Source organism: Dellaglioa sp. CoH-57-MRSF-20, from assembly GCF_056781955.1.
The window spans coordinates 84,557-102,056 of the sequence record NZ_JBXAXV010000001.1 but is presented as its reverse complement, the minus strand read 5'-3'; the positions used below and the strand labels follow the sequence as shown (position 1 = coordinate 102,056).

Below are 17,500 nucleotides of genomic sequence, written 5' to 3'. Positions count from 1 at the left end.
CACACACGATAACTTTAAAGAATTGGTTAAATCTACTTAATCTAAGTAGTACAAAAAAAGCTTTCGTAAAAAACGAAAGCTTTCCATTTTTTATTATCCACGTTCTAATAAGTAGTTAAATAAACCGCCCATTGTTTTATCTGATAACTCAATCTCTTTACCAGATTCCGTTACTTTAGTAATTTTATAATAATCTTCAAACTCAGGTACTTCCAATTGCATCATCGCAACAAAAGCTGCTGCCGTTTTATAAGTTGCTTGTAGCTGTTCCCCATGAACGTAATCAATAATTAACATATTCGTAACCCCCTATAATATTTATACTCGTAGTGTAGTCTATAAATTTAAATACTTCCACAATTGATACTTATTTTTAAGTAAATTAATATTTCTAACTAATGTCGTATTCCTTTTACTGTATACAATGATTTTGCATCAAATCATGATTAATCATTAGAGTCTTATTTATAATTTAAAACTCTCCATTAAAAAAGACGTAACTTCTTTCATCTGAAAGAAATCACGCCTTTTTAATTATTATTTAACTGAGTAATTAGGTGCTTCTTTGGTAATTTGAACATCATGTGGATGTGATTCAATTAAACCAGCACCTGAAATTTGAACAAATTGTGCGTCATCTTGTAATGCCTTCAATGTTCCAGCACCAACGTAACCCATACCTGAATGTAAGCCTCCAACCATTTGGAAAACAATATCAGCTAAACTACCCTTGTATGATACACGACCTTCAATACCTTCTGGCACTAACTTATTAGCTTCATTTACGCCACTTTGGAAGTAACGATCAGAAGAACCATTTGATTGTTCCATAGCTGCTAAACTTCCCATACCTCGGTAAACTTTGAAACGACGACCTTCATAAATTTCAAATTCACCAGGAGCTTCATCAGTTCCAGCTAACATACTACCTAACATCACAGCGTTACCACCGGCAGCAAGGGCTTTAACGATATCACCAGAGTATTTAATACCCCCATCAGCGATGATTGTTTTACCATATTCACGAGCTACTTCAGCAGCGTCATAAATAGCTGTTAATTGCGGAACACCAACACCAGCAACAATCCGTGTTGTACAGATTGATCCAGGTCCTATTCCAACTTTAACAACATCAACGCCAGCATCATAAAGGGCACGAGTTGCTTCGCCAGTTGCGACATTACCTGCGATTAAAGTTGCTTCTGGGAATTGTGCTCTGATTTCAGTAATTTTACGGATAACACCGGCTGAATGACCATGAGCAGTATCGATAACTAAAGCATCAACACCAGCATCTAGTAAAGCTGTAGCACGTTCAAATGTATCACTTGTAACACCAACAGCGGCAGCAGCAAGTAAGCGGCCATGTTCATCTTTAGCTGCGTTAGGAAATTCAACAACTTTTTCGATATCTTTAATTGTTATTAAACCAGTTAAACGACCATTTTTATCAATGATTGGTAATTTTTCAATTTTATTTTTTTGGAGTATTTTTTCAGCTTCTTTAAGCGAAGTACCTTCCGCAGCTGTTACTAATCCTTCTTTAGTCATAACACTATCAATTAGGACTGACATATCAGAAACAAAACGTAGATCACGATTCGTAATGATACCAATCAATAAGCGATTTTCTAATGTTTCAACGATTGGAACACCACTAATACGGTAACGTTTCATCAATTGTTCAGCATCTGCAACAGAATGTTGCGGTGTTAAATAGAAAGGATCAATAATAACGCCACTTTCAGAACGTTTTACTTTTCTGACTTCTTCAGCTTGTTGTTCGATACTCATATTTTTATGAATAACACCTAAGCCACCTTGGCGAGCCATAGCAATCGCCATTTTAGAATCTGTAACAGTATCCATGCTAGCACTTAAAATTGGGACATTTAATTTGATATTCTTAGCTAATTGTACACTGATATCAACCTCGTTCGGTAATACATGACTTTCTGCAGGTATTAACAACACGTCATCAAAAGTAAATCCTTTTTTAACGAACTTCGTTTCCCAATTTGACATTTTAAAACCAGCTTTCTACTTTTATTTTGTTTACTAACATACCAGATAAACTCAACATTGGTCAAGGTTATCGTCCGATTCTTATTAACCTATAATCGTTTTTAACTGTAACAAAAAAGAGTTCAAAAATTTTACCTGAACTCTTTTCAAGATATCAATCAATTTAAAACATTGTTCGGTTGATATTATAGCGACGTTTAACGTAAATTCTAACTGCAAATGCGATTAATGCAATTACAAGATAAACAGGGGCTGGCAACAATGCATTAAGTGGTCCTGGAATCAATGCCACTAACATGTAGGCAAGAATCCATACTGCAAGAAAGGCTACAAATACTAGTAATGTAACCCAGAAAGCTGGTTTGTCTTCTTTTTTGACGTTTGGGCCATATTTTTTGTAGAAGAGCGCTGCTCCAATACCACCCAAAATTGATGTGATTAGTAGTGTTAATAATCCACCAGCACCAGAAGCTTCTGCTTGCGTACTTGTTTTACTCATTAATCCCATAACACCGTACATACCAGCAAAAATTAATAACATCATCAACCCATTATCTAAAGCTGTTAACCAAAAACTACTTGTTGGTTCTGCAGCTTTTTTCTGTGGGCCCATAATGATATCAGTTGCTTTTGTACTAACAGGACCATATAGTTTAGTTGCTGTTACACCTTTATGCTGTTCGGTGCGAAGTTCTGCAACAATTTCACCAATGACCGTATTTCGTTTTTCATCATTAATTTTTGAATCTTTCAAAATACTATTTAAACGGTAAACATAATCTTCATTACGCTTCGTTAATCCCGCAAAGGGTCCTTTATCCTGTAACTTCGTTTCTTTTTCTAAATGTTCTTTTTGTTTTGCTGCAGCTGTCGCATTTCTCTCTTCAACTGATGTTTCTTCGACTTTGTTTTCTTCTGACATGACTAACAACCCCTACTGACTTATTTTATTTAGACGTTAAATCTGAACTCAATAATATCGCCATCTTGTACGACATATTCTTTACCTTCGGAACGTAAACGACCAGCTTCACGAACTGCTGCGACGCTTCCATTTTTATCTAAATCAGCAAATGACATTGTTTCAGCACGGATAAATCCACGTTCAAAATCTGAATGGATAATTCCGGCAACTTGAGGTGCTTTCATCCCTTGTTTAAAGGTCCATGCTCGTGTTTCGGCACCACCAGCAGTAAAGAAAGTTGCTAAACCTAGTAATTTATAAGATGCCCTGATTAAGCGATCAAGTCCTGATTCTTCAACACCAGCAGCTTCAAGGAAATCAAGTTTATCTTCATCATCTAGTTCAGCAATTTCTTCTTCTGTTTTAGCAGAAACGGCTAAACATTCTGAACCTTCTTCTTTTGCAAAGGCTTCAATTAATTTTACATACTTATTAGCATCTGGGTCAGCCATGTCATCTTCAGCAATATTAGCGACATAAAGAACTGGTTTGTTCGTTAATAAAAACATACCTTTAACATATTTTTCTTCTTCTTCATCAAATTCAATTGAGCGAACGGCATGTCCAGCTTCAAGAACTGGTTTGATTTTTTGTAAAATACTGAATTCAGCCAACGCATCTTTATCTTTTGTTCTAGCCACTTTTTCAACTTTAGCATAACGTTTTGTCACACTATCTAAATCTGCAAAAACAAGTTCTAAGTTGATTGTTTCAATATCGTCCATTGGATCCACTTTATCAGAAACATGTGTGATATTATCATCGTCAAATGCACGAACAACGTGCACAATAGCATCAACTTGACGAATATTTTCTAAAAATTTATTACCAAGTCCTTCACCTTTACTTGCGCCTTTAACAATACCGGCAATATCCGTAAATTCAAAAGTTGTATGAATAATTTTTTTAGCAGGGACTACTTCATCGATACGTGCTAATCGTTTATCTGGAACTTCAACCATCCCAACGTTTGGATCGATTGTCGCAAATGGGTAATTAGCCATTTCCGCGCCTGCTTTTGTAATTGCGTTAAATAAAGTTGATTTACCTACGTTTGGTAATCCTACGATTCCTGCCGTTAATGCCATAATTAGACGTCACTCTTTTCATTTATTTTGTATTATCTTCTGTTGTTGCTTTTTCTAACATTTTTTTCATCTTTTTTTCAAATTCTCGTCTAGGTAATAGAATAAGGTGCCCGCATCCTAAACACTTAATGCGAATATCCATTCCCATTCGCACGATTTCCCAGCGGTTAGTCCCACAAGGATGTGGTTTTTTCATTTCAACAATATCATGTAAGTCATACATACTGACTAACCTCCTAGTCTAGTGAAATATCAAGTAAGTCCAAAATACGGTTCAAATCATCCGTTGATAAGTAGTCAATTTCTATCTTACCTTTATGATTTTTTTTGCTCTGTTGGATAGAAACTTGTGTTCCAAATTTTTCTTTTAACAAGTTCTCACTTTGTTGAACATAAATTGATTTTTCAACTTCGTTCACTTTTTTAGTATTCTTTTTAATTTCGCCGTTCATTTGGGCAATTACTTTTTCCAACTCACGAACAGTTAGATTTTCTTTAACTGTTCTTTTAGCTAATGCCCCAATTTTTTGTTTATCTTTAAGTGACAGCAATGTTCTTGCTTGACCCATCGATAACTGATCAACTTGGAGTAATTCTTTAACTGAGTTGGGCAATCCTAATAAACGCAAATAATTAGCAATATAAGGACGACTTTTGCCTAATCGCTCTGAAACTTGTGACTGCGTTAAGTTTAATTTTTCCATCAACATGTTATAAGCTTCTGCCTCTTCTAAAGGAGACAATTCTTCACGTTGTAAATTTTCCAAAATAGCAACTTCCATCATTGCTTCTTCTGTCATCGTTCTAATAATTGCAGGGACATCTGTTAGTCCTGCTAATTTAGACGCACGGAAACGACGTTCTCCTGCAATGATTTCATAACCCTTAATGACTGATTCTCTTACAATAATTGGTTGGAAGACACCTGATTTTTTGATAGACGCAGCTAATTCTTTTAGGGCATCTTCATCAAATGTTTTACGAGGTTGGTAAGGATTAGGGCGAATTTCAGCTAAGTTTAAACGAACAACAGATTCTTTTGTATCATCATATTGATCAAGTTCATCCTGAAATAACGCGTTAATCCCTTTTCCAAGACCTTTTTTATTATTTACCATGCGCTTTTAACACTTCCTTTGCCAATTCCATATAGACTTGAGCACCCTTCGACTTAGGATCGTAATCAATAATTGCCATCCCATGGCTAGGTGCTTCAGACAAGCGGACATTTCGCGGAATAATTGTCTTGTAGACTTTTTCTGCAAAATATTTTTGCACCTCAGACACAACTTCTGCGCCTAAATTTGTACGTGCATCATACATTGTCATTAAAACGCCTTCAATGGCTAAATCTGGATTAAAATGCTTTTGAACTAAACGAATTGTGTTAAGCAATTGGCTTAAACCTTCCAAAGCATAGTATTCACTTTGAACAGGAATTAAAATTGATTTACTAGCTGTAAAGGCATTAATTGTAATCAATCCAAGTGATGGCGGGCAATCTATTAAAATATAATCATACTGATCTTCAATTGTTTTAACGGCATCCAATAATCTTGTTTCACGAGCCATTTGCGGTGTTAATTCAATCTCAGCACCAGCCAATTGAATGGTTGCCGGAACGATATCTAATCCTTTATGACTAGTAGCTAGAATTGTCTCCTTAATTGGAAATTCATTAACTAAAACATCATAAATATCTTTTTTTATTGTTGATTTTTCAATACCAACACCACTTGTTGAATTTCCTTGAGCATCCGTATCTATTAATAAAACACGCTTGCCTAGCTCGGCTAAACAAGCGCCTAAATTCACACTCGTTGTTGTTTTACCAACGCCACCTTTTTGGTTTGCTAATGAAATAACAATTCCCATGTTTGATTAACCCTCCTTTTTTGATTCAATCACATCAATAATAACGCGATACCCTGAATCAGTTTTTTCTTGTTTTGATTTAATCGTTACACCGTTATTTTCTATAACTTGAACCGCTTGTTTTAGGGTATTAATCACTAATCTTTTATCAGGATTACCTTTTTTCGTGTTTTTCTTTTCAGACACTTTTGATTCTGGTTTAATTTTATTAGCTGAAATTAACTTTTCGGTTTCTTTCACTGTTAATTTCTCTTTTAAAATACGTTTTAATAATTTTTTTTGATTGCTAGCTGATAAACTAACCATTGCTCTTCCGTGACGTTCGGATATCTGTTGCGCCATAATGGACGTTTGTACGTCATGTTCTAATTTTAATAAACGCAATTTATTAGCAACAAATGCTTGGCTTTTACCCATATCTTCAGCTAATTTTGACTGTGATAAGTGGTTTAAACTCATTAGTTTACTGTAGGCCTCTGCTTCTTCAATTGCTGTTAGTTCCTCACGTTGTAAATTTTCAATTAGTGCCATCGAAGCCGCTTGGTCGTCGTCCATTTTCTGAACAATTGCCGGAATTTTTTTCCATCCTAATGAAGATGCTGCCCGAAAACGACGTTCCCCAGCAATAATCTCATATTTTCCAGTCTCATACTCTCGCAAAATAATAGGCTGCAATAACCCGTGTTCTTTAAGGGTTTGTGCTAATTCATCAATTTTTTGATCATCAAAGACACGACGAGGTTGGAAGCGATTGGGTACAATAGTCGTAACAGAAATGTCACTAACCTTCGTTTGATTCGTTTCATCTTCTTGTTCTTGTTGATTTTTACGATTTCCTAAAAATGAAAATGCCATTTTCCGACGACCTCCTGACTATATCTTATTTACAAGTGGGGTACGTCCAGGTACACCCGCTTTTCTAGGGTATTTTTTAGGACTTAATTTGACTTTATCAACGACTAATAGATGACGTTCGTCATCTGAAATTGGTAAAGTAAATTCATGATTAGCCACAACTTGACCACCTAAAAGCTTGATAGCATATTCGGCATCGACTAATTCTTCGTCCATTTTTTGAGCTTTGAGAGCGATAAATTGACCATTTAATTTAACTAAAGGTAAGCACAATTCAGATAGTACGCTCAATCTTGCAACAGCACGAGCTGTCACGATATCATATTGTTCTCTATATAAACTTTTTTTACCTGCAAATTCTTCAGCACGATTATGAAAAAAAGCAACCCCTGTAATATCTAATTTGTCCGCCAATTCATTTAAAAAGTTGATACGTTTATTCAACGAATCAACAATAGTCACCGTTAATTGCGGAAAAGCAATCTTCAGTGGAATTGAAGGGAAGCCGGCACCTGCGCCGACGTCACAAATAGATAAGGGCTCGCTTTGTATTTCTTTTGAATAAAAAGCAGGCGTTAAAGAATCATAAAAATGTTTCAAATAAACGTCTGATTTTTCTGTAATAGCAGTCAGATTAAGGTTTTCATTTGTCATTACTAAAAATTCATAGTATGTTTCAAATTGTGCCATTTGTCTGTCTGTTAAATTAATGTCTTTTTCAGCTAATGCTTGACGAAATTCTTCTGGATTCATATGACTGGCCCTCCGTTATTTGTGAAACAAAACGATGTTTCACGTCCTGTTTAACTTTAACGTATTTAGGCCAGAAATACAAGCCAACTGTAAGATTCTCTATCCTACTAATTTATCAAATTTTTTAAGTTTTGAAATTAATAATTCGACAAATTTTGCACGGTCAATTGATAGTAAGACTTCTGTATTTTTTTCTAATCCCAATAAATCAAATTTATCAACGATTGTCTCACCTTTAGTAAGATCACCATTCACCTCAACATCAACATGGTACTTTTCACTTGTGAATAATTCAGGATGTAACATCCAAGCAATTGTACAAGGGTCATGTAATGGAATACCGTCGAATCCCCATTTTTCTTGACCATAGTAAATACCATAAAATTTCAATAACCCGTAGGCTGATTGCGCTACTTTATTATTAATCTTACCAATTTCTTCAATTTCAGAATCTAAAATTTGTGCTTGATGAGTTAAGTTTAATCCAGCCATAACCATTGGAATAGAGTCATTTAAAACCATTTTTGCTGACTCTGGGTCCACGGCAATATTAAATTCTGAACCAGGTTTAACATTTCCAACATCCGTTGAGCCACCCATAAAGACAATTTTTTCAATTTTATTTTTTAATTCAGGATAGACAGCTAAAAATAGTGCCATATTCGTCATTGGGCCCGTGACAACCATTGTAACTTTTTCAGCACTTTTAGATAATGTTTCTGCAATTAACTCAATTGCTGTTAAATTAGTTGCTGGAATTTCAGATTTAGGTAACTCTGTTCCATCAACACCAGTATCTCCATGAACGGCATCGGCAATCATTAATTCTTGTAGTAAAGGTTTTTTATTTCCACTAGCAACTGGAACATCTGTCCGTTCCATCAATGTTAGTAGTCGACAAGCGTTATCAAATGTTTTATCAGGTGTTTGATTTCCAGCGGATGTTGTCACCGCACGTAAATCAAATTCTGGTGAAGCAATAATCATCATTAACGCTAATGCGTCATCATGTCCTGGATCACAATCTAAAATAATTGGTGTTTTTGTCATAATAAAATCTCCTCTTCAATCGAATTATTTTTCTGCATTTTTAATGCAATTAATAAATATATTTATGATCAGCCTTATTAAAATTCCAGAATGGTACTTTTACAACACCTTGAATTTTCGACTTATCAACGAACCCCCAGTAACGACTATCATTAGATACTGAACGATGATCTCCTAGAACAAAATATTTATCTGAAGGTACTCTGATAGCTGAAGTATCTTTAGCCCATTGATTATCTACAGCCAATGACTTGAATGTCCAGTTTTTAGCATTTATGTTCTGAACCCTTGTCCCTACTGTTTTTTGATAAGTTGAAATATAAGGTTCTTCAATTTCTTTACCATTAACATAGACATGATCATTTTTAAATTCTACTGTATCACCAGGCATTCCAATAACACGTTTAACATACTCTTGACCCTCAGTTGCATCAGGATCTACGCCGTATGCATCAAAAACAACAGTACTAAAGCGCTTAATATCAATAACTTTAACAACAGCAACATGCTCATTATTAACTAAGTTAGGTTGCATCGATGGCCCATCAACACGTACCATTGTGACAACAAATGTTTTTAAAAGCATCGCGATTATTAAACCGATTGCAATCGGTATAATCCAACTCATTATTTCTTTAACTATTCTTTTCATATTTCCACCTAATCATTATATTTTTTATCCCCTTATTTAGTTAATTATACGCCAACTATTTAAGGACTTTCAATATCCAATAATTCAAATGATACCAGACAATGAAATCCCTTTCTATTAAAACTTAAAATTTCATTTGCAACCATGTAAAACGACTGGTATAGTTTTAATTAGTTCTAGTAGTATAGAAACATAAGGTTTCTGTAATATCTTTGTAACATCGGGGGGCAATATATTTTAATTTAAAATATATTGAAAGTGTTCTAAACCATTATTGCACATGGGATTTACTAAATTAAATAAATTATAAGTTAAATACATAAATCATCATTATCATTGATATATAAACATTACTTAGTATATATTACAAAATCATGCTAAGTTGTAATAGTTTTTGTATTTGATTGCAACACTAACCGGTTACAATAGTTACTGTAGTATAAATCCAATAAAATAAGAAAGTAGATGTGACTCAACTTGAATAACACACTTAAATCATTATTACTCGGTACAGTTGGTACCGCTGGCCTCCTTCTTGCATCTAACGCAACTGCTGATGCAGCAACAGTTAAAGTTCAAACAAACGATACTGTTTGGGCTTTTTCTCAGAAGTATGGCGTTTCAATCAAAACAATCGAAACTTTAAACAATATTGACGCAAATTCTCATATTATTGTAAGTGGTCAATCATTAAATATTCCTGAAAAGGATAGCAACGCTAAAGCAAGCTCAACACAAAAAAGTACTTCAGCTAAAACAAGTACTATCGTTACTACTAATACTTCAGTAAATAAAACATCCGTTACTGTTAAAAATGGTGATTCATTATGGTCAATCGCTAAAGAAAATGGCATTTCAATCTCAGCACTTCGTTCGGCTAATGGATTTGCTGATAACTCAGCACTTATCTTACCCGGTCAAAATTTAACATTAACTGGTTCAAAAGCGGTAGCTGCAAGTACTACTGTTACTCCCGCTAAAGTAACACCAGCTAAAACTGTTAAAGTAGAAACAAGTACTGCTAAACCAGTTGCTACAACTCCTAAAGCAGAAGTAAGTGCTGCTAAATCAGTTACTGCAACTCCTAAAGTAGAAACAGCTACACCTAAAGCAGCATCTACTACAAATAATAAGACTGTTACTGTTAAAAACGGCGATTCATTATGGTCAATCGCTCAATCAAACGGTATTACTATCTCAGCACTATGTGATGCTAATGGTTTATCTTCTAATTCAATGATTAACCCTGGCCAAACATTAAACTTAACAGGTTCAATGGCTAAAGTAGCTTCTACAACTGCTGAAAAAGTTGTTACACCTGCAAAAGCTACAACAACACCTAAAGCTGCTGTAACTTCTAATGCTACTTCAACACCTAAGGCTGCTACAAGTTCTAATACTGCTTCAACAGCTAACACTGCTGTTGCAAGTTCTAATACTACTTCAACAACTAATACTGCTGCTGCAAGTTCTAATACTACTTCAACAACTAATACTGCTGCTGCAAGTTCTAATACTACTTCAACAGCTAATACTGCTGCTGCAAGCTCTACAACACAAACAGCAAGCTACTCAGCAAGCAAAGTTATCTCTGTTGCTAAAGCATACATAGGTACTCCTTATGTTTGGGGTGGATCAACTCCTTCTGGTTTTGATTGTTCAGGATTCACACAATATGTATTCGCAAAAGTTGGTATTAACTTAAACCGTAATACTATTGGACAAGAATCAAATGTTTCTAAGAAATCAACTGCTGCTGCTCAACCTGGAGATTTATTATTCTGGGGAGCTCAAGGTTCTACATACCATGTTGGTATTTACTTAGGTGGTGGCCAATATATCGCTGCTCCAGAACCTGGTCAAAATGTTAAAATTGGTGCATTAGCATATTACCCTGCTTCATTTGCTGGTACTGTTAATAAATAATATTATGAAGGTCCCACTCACTAAGTGAGTGGGACCTTTTTTTATGGATTTTAATATATAAAGTATTCTGGTTCGGAATCTATAAAAGTTGCTAAGATTGGAAATAAGTCCGTTAGAAATCTGAATTTTATTATTTGTTCCTTCTAAAAGAGTATTAATCGAATAATTATTAATGTTTGGAAATATCTTCACATCACGCCATCATAAGATTATGTCTGCTATTTAAAAACAAAAATCTTATACTCTTCGGCTTATTCATCATTAATCAAAAACTGGTATTTAATGCTTTTTACCCTACTATTAACAAGTGATATTTGAAACCTTTTATCTTTAAAAATCGTTACTCATTTTAAAATGTTTCATGTGAAACATTTTAAAATGGCATAAATACATAGAAGCAAAACTAACTTTTTCTTTTAATTTTGGCTATTTGGTGTATTATAAAGCTATTCGGGCCCTTAGCTCAGTTGGGAGAGCGTCTGCTCCGCAAGTAGAAGGTCGACGGTTCAAATCCGTTAGGGTCCATAGTAACCACTACAGATTTTAAAAATCAAAAAAGAGATTAACTTCAATTTGAAGTTAATCTCTTTTTCTTACGTTTCTATTTAATAAGGTTTTCCATTTGCAACGTGTTTTGCATGTTGCAACAGCGCTGTCATAGTTTCAATAATATGCGGATCGTCAATTTGATAGTACATTAACTTTCCTTCTCGTCTCTGACTAATTATTTGATGCGTTTTTAATAAACTTAATTGATGAGATAAGTTTGTTTGTTCAACATTAAGTATCTTTGATAATTCAGTTACATTATATTCATGTTGTTCCAATAAATAGATTAATTGTAATCTTATTCGATTATTCAATAGCTTAGTTATCATAATTGATTCATCAAGTTCACTTTTTGGAATTTCATTGTACGGTTGCATTATTTTCCTCCTACATAAAGTGCTGAATAGTACCACTTTCTAATAATATATATAGACCTAAGAAAACATAAACAATTAGAGTGATTAAATTACCAAAATTTTGAAAAAATTCTTGGATTTTAGGTAAATTAGTAATCATTTTACTCAACCATGTAATGATACATAAGAATATAAAAAATAGCATCAGTACAATAGGTACATCCCTAATAGATAATGTCGTGAAAAATGGGACGTAGATAGCAAGATTATCTGGTCCACAAGTTGCAATAGTAATCATAATTACATTTAAAATTATGCCTTGACCCGGTTTTCCTAATTTCTCCCGGACCTCATTACCCTCATCTTCATCACTAAAATACATTTTTATACCCATTATAATCGGAATAAGTCCCAAAAATCCTAAGATCCATTCTTCAGGAATCAGTTTTAACCAAAAGGCAGCAATCAAACTAACTGCTATAAGCGTCCCACTACCAAGTAGCTCTCCTATAAATATTAATTTTTCTTCATGTTTATTTTTATACTTAGCAAAAATAATAATTAGAATTAAAAGATAATCGATATTTGTTGAAATGAATGCGAGTACAGTTGAACCTAATAGTGTGACCATTATAGCATCTCCTCTATATGATATATTATTCATATGATATTTTGTTCATGTGAATAATATATCATATGTTAACGTCCATGTAAACGGTTAAATATAAATTTATTAGTACCTTATTTATTCAAAAATATGCTAGAATTAGTTTATTATCTATTACTTCGGAGGAATTCATATGGACTATCTAATACTGTTACTACCTATTTTATTGTTAGCTATTTGGTATATCAGCTTTCACAAAGAACCACGTCAATTAATTAATGGATTTCTGTTCAATATATTTGTCATTTCTTTAATAGGTGTACTCGCTACTTCCCCTATCAATTTTATGAAAAATAGCGCTGTTTTTATTATCATTGTTGGCGCTATAGGTTTGATATTACTTTCAATTGCAACTATTCCATTTTTATTAATTAATACTGGACTAGTCTTTAAACGTGAAAGTTATTCATTAGCTAACATGCTTGGACTACTACTTGCTATTGTTCTTATCATTCGCTGGTTTGTGACACCTTTAATCAGTACGTGGCCTTGGTATCTTCAATTACCATTTAATTTTGCTTCGTTGACTGGCTTATATCTTATGTTCGCTTTTTTAAATTTCTTGTCTGTTAGTATTTTATATAGCTTACGACGTCCAAAATATGATCAAGACTACATCATTGTACTAGGTGCAGGTTTAATCAACGGTTATAAAGTTAGTAAACTACTTGCCAACAGAATCAAACGTGCTACCAATTTTGCGGACAAACAAATACTATTAGGCGGTAAACGCCCGATTATTATTTTTTCAGGTGGGCAAGGTAATGATGAGTCTATTTCAGAAGCACAGGCAATGCAAAAATGGGCCATCGACAGTGGTTATCCAGAAGAATTTACATTACTAGAAGACAAATCAACAACGACTTTTGAAAATATGCGTTTCTCAAAAAAAATAATTGATCTTGATCATAGAGGGGATCATATTTTATTCAGTTCAAATAACTACCATATCTTTCGTGCTGCAATATTTGCACGAATGGTTGGTGTAAATGCTCAAGGCATTGGCGGGAAAACGCCATGGTATTTTTTACCTAATGCGTTCTTGCGTGAATTCATTGCTATCATAATGCTTCATAAAAATCGTCATTTTATAGTTATTTTGTTGCTCCTTTTACTGTCTATTTTTCAACAGCTTTTTAAATAATTATTACTTCAATACTTACTTAAATTAATTAATCTACTTAAAAGGATAAACCTTTAATTTATGTCATATTGACAAAACTCAGTACTATCGTTAGAATTAATTTTTATTAATATCAGTCTTATAAATTAACTATTTTTGTTGTAATCTAAGCATTAGCTAATAAAAGCTAATGCTTTTTTTATACAGTTTTTTAGTAAGGGAGATTTTATTTATGAATGGGATAGATATACACGATAATTTGAAGGTATTACAAGATTTAAAATTTTTAATTTATGACTTTAGTAACCATAGGATTGATTTTCACAATTTTGATATTTTAACTTTAGATTTACCTACCAAACAAATTGATTTAGTCTCAGCCTATCAAGCACAAAAAATTGACCACACTATTGAAGAAATAGCATGGTCAATCATTAATGATAATCATTTATAAACGGATTACTTTAAGCAATAATTCAGCTGTCGCTTCTCTTTTTTCTTTGGGTAAAGAAGCAAGATAATTAATCAAATCCAGCGTTGCAACACCTTTTAAATTTTGATTAGTAAAGAAGTCAGCTAACGTCATATCCAGCGCTTCAGCAATATCTGATAATTTTTTTATTTTAATATTATCTAACTTACCTCGCTCTATCAAAGAAATTAAACTAACAGAAGATTTTGATTTTTCAGCCAGTTGCTCAATGGTCATATTCAATAATTTTCGTTTAGCACGAATTAAAATTCCTATTTTTTTAAGCATATTAAACTCCTAATCAGAAAGGTTCTCTTTATGGTAAAGGTTTTTAAAACAATCAAACAGATTATAGCTTATCTTTTTTTAATATATATATATATACAAAAACCTTTTAAGCTGATAAAATAACTTAAGTTTCGTTTAAGGTTTGTCTTTATTCGTTGATTTAGTAATTTAAATCTAAGGAGGCCACGGGGGGTATTACTAATTCTGCATCTAACAACCTAAAAAAATACATAAGTACCAATGATTAAAATCCTATTTTATGCGATTGAGTTAGCCATTATTTTATAAACTAAAACTCGCTATGTATACACTAGATTTGGTAACTTTTAGTTAAGTAGTCAAAGTTAATCATATTATTAAGGTAGTTAAAAAGGAGATCCAATGATTAAAAAAGAACAAATCTATTATGCGCCTTCAGATGATTTATCTGGGAGTACGACAAAAAAATTCTGTCCTAATTGTGGAAGTGAAGTTCCTAAGGATGGTAATTTCTGTCCTAATTGTAATTTTGATTTACGTGTTAATTCAGTTGCGTCACAGCAACCTGTTACGCCGGTTCAACCAACACAACAACAAATGCCACCTACACAAACACGAACTGCAAATCCTAAATTACCCATCTCAGGTAAAACAAAATTCATCAGAATTTTGATTGGTATTATCGCTCTTATTATTGTTGTTGGCTACTATGCTGGAACAAAATATTACTCAAAAGAAAATCAAATTGAACGAATTACAGATGCATTAAAAACCGATAAAAACATGGAAGCTTATTTTTCAACATCGGATACGGCATTAAAAATTACTGATGAGTCTATGAAACCTGCATCAGATGCATGGGGTAGTACAGACTCTCTTAAAACTTTTAAAAACGAATTAACCAATGGAGCAAGCACTTCAACACATTTTCATTTAAAAGAAAATGGTAAACATTGGTTATTATTCCCTAAATATACGGCTGACTTTTCAACCGTTTCCGTTAACTTATCAACGAATAGCTCTGGGGCTGTTATCAAGATGAATGATAAAAAAGTTGCTACAGCTGACTCTGATAATTACAGTAAAACAATCTCAAATCTAGTTCCCGGTAACTACACAATAGAAGCAGCTGGCTCTATTGATGGTACTAAACTAAATAATAAATCGACTGAGACGCTCACTAGTTCAACTTCTAACGTCAATTTAGATTTAAGTACACTTACTTTTAGAATTAAAAGTATCGCAAATGCTGATATCTATGTTAATTCTAAAAAAGTTGGTACAACTGATGATGATGGTTCTGCAACAATTGGCCCTATTGCCTCTTCTGGAAACAATCGATTGCAGCTTAAAGAAAAGGTCGGAGACAACACTCTCGTTACCAGTGAATACCAAATTTCAGGTAGCGATGATGATAACGACGTAACTTTAAATAATACAGATGAAAATGGCTTTCAAGATAGTTCTAGTAGCAATTTATTCAATATTAATTTTCCTAATATGTTAACTCTAGATGATGCAGAAAGTTATATAGACAATTTATTTACCCAAATTGATGACTACACTATCGATGGTGATGACTCTAATGAGGATTCAAATGATAGTTATGGCTCAATAGGCAGTTTCTTTGTTAATGGCTCAAGCAATGCAGATGCCAAGGCATGGGTGACTATTGCTAAAAATTATCATGATGATGATGCAATCAGTAGTGTCTCTTATGACGCTAAAGTATTATCAGTAACACCGACAGATAAAAATAAATTTGATGTCGCTTATGATGTTACTTATACGTTCGATTTCACTGATAGTGACGATAATTATTCAACTAAAACACAAGTATTTAGATATACTGCTAAAGTTAATTATTCTAATAACGATGACTTCTTAATCAAGTCAATTACACCCGCTAAAAAAATTAGTGAAAAAATTGAAGACAACTAAACTTTGGAGGAAATAATCATGAAAACATGCCCAAACTGTAGTTCACAACAACCAGAAAATGTAAAATTTTGTACAAACTGTGGATTTGCCTTTTCCATTAAACCAGCCCAAGAAACGGCCGCAACACAATCACAAAACGTACAAGAACCAACAAAATTCCAACAACAATACACGCAACAACAAGATACTAAAGCTCAAAATGAGAATATTGAACAAGCTAAAACATTCGCATCAAATTATTGGTCTTATTTCTTAAATGCCATTAAACATCCCACAATTTTAGAAAATGGTCATAAATATTTCGGCTTTACGACAATTATTTTATTCGCCATATTTAATGATATTTTTGTAAAATTAATAATGGATAATGTTGCTAAATCTGTTAATTCAAGTCTATTTTCAGGACTCTTTAACACTCAAAGTACCTATGCGCCAACAATTGACAGTAGTGTCTACGCAAAATTATTTTTCTTAACACTACTAGCTTTTGCCTTTTACATACTAATTGGATTTTTTGTTCGTAATGTTGTTTTAGGCGATAAGAGTGATACCTTACTTTCATTTACAAATCGCTTTACACACTACCTCATGATCAATCTTGTATTAGCTGTCCTTAGTATGCTTTTCATGCTACTTGGAATGAGAGGCCTTGCTGTATTCATGTATGCTTTAATGGCCCTTATCATGAGTATTGCTTTCATTTTATCGATGATTATTGATACAAATCCACTTAAAATAGATAAACTTTACGGCGTTGTCATTGGACAACTTCTATTAGCTTTAGTTTTCATGATTGTTATGTCAGTATTTGCTGTCAGTTTAGCAGCCAACATAGCTTCAATCATCTCTGCAGCTGGATTTTAAGTTTATTGCTTAACCTAATTATAAAAAGTTAAAAAGGCACCAATCAAGTATACTTGATTGGTGCCTTTTCTGC

Annotated in this window: 19 protein-coding genes and 1 tRNA gene; 6 read left to right on the top strand and 14 right to left on the bottom strand. The window is 33.4% G+C overall.

The genetic code is table 11. The annotated features are described in order from the left end of the window. Positions 1-93: 93 nt before the first annotated feature. The 11 genes from AC1RPN_RS00505 to lepB form a co-directional block, all read right to left on the bottom strand. Positions 94-297, bottom strand: a complete 204-nt coding sequence (locus tag AC1RPN_RS00505) for a hypothetical protein (protein ID WP_481761063.1) — start codon at positions 295-297, stop codon at positions 94-96. Positions 298-537: 240 nt separating this feature from the next. Further along, positions 538-2,025, bottom strand: coding sequence for an IMP dehydrogenase (gene guaB / locus AC1RPN_RS00500; protein ID WP_481761064.1), 1,488 nt, complete (start codon positions 2,023-2,025; stop codon positions 538-540). A gap of 163 nt (positions 2,026-2,188) precedes the next feature. Then, positions 2,189-2,947, bottom strand: a complete 759-nt coding sequence (locus AC1RPN_RS00495) for a DUF1129 family protein (protein ID WP_481761065.1) — start codon at positions 2,945-2,947, stop codon at positions 2,189-2,191. A gap of 29 nt (positions 2,948-2,976) precedes the next feature. Beyond that, positions 2,977-4,077, bottom strand: a complete 1,101-nt coding sequence (ychF, locus tag AC1RPN_RS00490) for a redox-regulated ATPase YchF (RefSeq protein ID WP_481761066.1) — start codon at positions 4,075-4,077, stop codon at positions 2,977-2,979. A 22-nt stretch (positions 4,078-4,099) separates the two neighbouring features. Continuing rightward, a complete protein-coding gene (locus tag AC1RPN_RS00485) occupies positions 4,100-4,300 on the bottom strand; it encodes a DUF951 domain-containing protein (protein WP_409021822.1) in 201 nt (66 codons plus the stop codon). Between the two features lie 13 nt (positions 4,301-4,313). Further along, on the bottom strand, positions 4,314-5,195 hold the full coding sequence (locus tag AC1RPN_RS00480; protein WP_409021823.1) for a ParB/RepB/Spo0J family partition protein: 882 nt from the start codon (positions 5,193-5,195) through the stop codon (positions 4,314-4,316). Further along, positions 5,185-5,952, bottom strand: a complete 768-nt coding sequence (locus AC1RPN_RS00475; protein WP_409021824.1) for a ParA family protein — start codon at positions 5,950-5,952, stop codon at positions 5,185-5,187. The genes AC1RPN_RS00480 and AC1RPN_RS00475 overlap by 11 nt, the downstream gene beginning before the upstream one ends. Before the next feature lie 6 nt (positions 5,953-5,958). Then, complete coding sequence (gene noc / locus AC1RPN_RS00470; protein WP_481761067.1) at positions 5,959-6,807, bottom strand: nucleoid occlusion protein; 849 nt, start codon at positions 6,805-6,807, stop codon at positions 5,959-5,961. Between the two features lie 18 nt (positions 6,808-6,825). Then, on the bottom strand, positions 6,826-7,560 hold the full coding sequence (rsmG, locus tag AC1RPN_RS00465; protein ID WP_481761068.1) for a 16S rRNA (guanine(527)-N(7))-methyltransferase RsmG: 735 nt from the start codon (positions 7,558-7,560) through the stop codon (positions 6,826-6,828). 99 nt (positions 7,561-7,659) lie between these two features. Next, positions 7,660-8,610, bottom strand: coding sequence for a pyrimidine-specific ribonucleoside hydrolase RihA (rihA, locus tag AC1RPN_RS00460; protein ID WP_481761069.1), 951 nt, complete (start codon positions 8,608-8,610; stop codon positions 7,660-7,662). Between the two features lie 49 nt (positions 8,611-8,659). Then, positions 8,660-9,262 carry a signal peptidase I gene (gene lepB, locus AC1RPN_RS00455; RefSeq protein ID WP_481761070.1) on the bottom strand — a complete coding sequence of 201 codons (603 nt, stop codon included), beginning with the start codon at positions 9,260-9,262 and terminating at the stop codon, positions 8,660-8,662. Positions 9,263-9,739: 477 nt separating this feature from the next. Between lepB and AC1RPN_RS00450 the strand changes: the two genes are divergently transcribed. Continuing rightward, positions 9,740-11,188, top strand: coding sequence for a C40 family peptidase (locus AC1RPN_RS00450; RefSeq protein WP_481761071.1), 1,449 nt, complete (start codon positions 9,740-9,742; stop codon positions 11,186-11,188). 452 nt (positions 11,189-11,640) lie between these two features. After that, positions 11,641-11,713, top strand: a tRNA-Ala gene (locus AC1RPN_RS00445). Positions 11,714-11,793: 80 nt separating this feature from the next. On the opposite strand, the gene AC1RPN_RS00440 is transcribed toward AC1RPN_RS00445, so the two are convergent. After that, positions 11,794-12,114: an ArsR/SmtB family transcription factor gene (locus tag AC1RPN_RS00440; protein ID WP_481761072.1), complete on the bottom strand. Its 321-nt coding sequence runs from the start codon at positions 12,112-12,114 to the stop codon at positions 11,794-11,796. 10 nt (positions 12,115-12,124) lie between these two features. Next, positions 12,125-12,724, bottom strand: coding sequence for a cadmium resistance transporter (locus AC1RPN_RS00435; protein ID WP_481761073.1), 600 nt, complete (start codon positions 12,722-12,724; stop codon positions 12,125-12,127). A 169-nt stretch (positions 12,725-12,893) separates the two neighbouring features. On the opposite strand from AC1RPN_RS00435, the gene AC1RPN_RS00430 reads away from it, so the two are divergent. Both AC1RPN_RS00430 and AC1RPN_RS00425 read left to right on the top strand, forming a co-directional pair. Then, positions 12,894-13,904 (top strand): YdcF family protein, encoded by a 1,011-nt coding sequence (locus AC1RPN_RS00430; RefSeq protein WP_481761074.1) that lies wholly within the window; start codon positions 12,894-12,896, stop codon positions 13,902-13,904. Between the two features lie 211 nt (positions 13,905-14,115). Continuing rightward, the gene (locus tag AC1RPN_RS00425; RefSeq protein WP_409021835.1) at positions 14,116-14,337 is read left to right on the top strand and encodes a hypothetical protein; all 222 of its coding nucleotides are present in this window, start codon (positions 14,116-14,118) and stop codon (positions 14,335-14,337) included. Here AC1RPN_RS00425 and AC1RPN_RS00420 read toward each other — a convergent pair. Next, the gene (locus tag AC1RPN_RS00420) at positions 14,332-14,643 is read right to left on the bottom strand and encodes a helix-turn-helix domain-containing protein (RefSeq protein WP_481761075.1); all 312 of its coding nucleotides are present in this window, start codon (positions 14,641-14,643) and stop codon (positions 14,332-14,334) included. The two genes, AC1RPN_RS00425 and AC1RPN_RS00420, sit on opposite strands and share 6 nt — an antisense overlap. 381 nt (positions 14,644-15,024) lie before the next feature. Here AC1RPN_RS00420 and AC1RPN_RS00415 point away from each other — a divergent pair, with 381 nt between their 5' ends. Continuing rightward, positions 15,025-16,563, top strand: a complete 1,539-nt coding sequence (locus tag AC1RPN_RS00415; protein WP_481761076.1) for a zinc ribbon domain-containing protein — start codon at positions 15,025-15,027, stop codon at positions 16,561-16,563. A gap of 18 nt (positions 16,564-16,581) precedes the next feature. Then, positions 16,582-17,427 carry a DUF6574 domain-containing protein gene (locus AC1RPN_RS00410; RefSeq protein ID WP_481761077.1) on the top strand — a complete coding sequence of 282 codons (846 nt, stop codon included), beginning with the start codon at positions 16,582-16,584 and terminating at the stop codon, positions 17,425-17,427. The last annotated feature ends 73 nt before the right edge of the window (positions 17,428-17,500 follow it).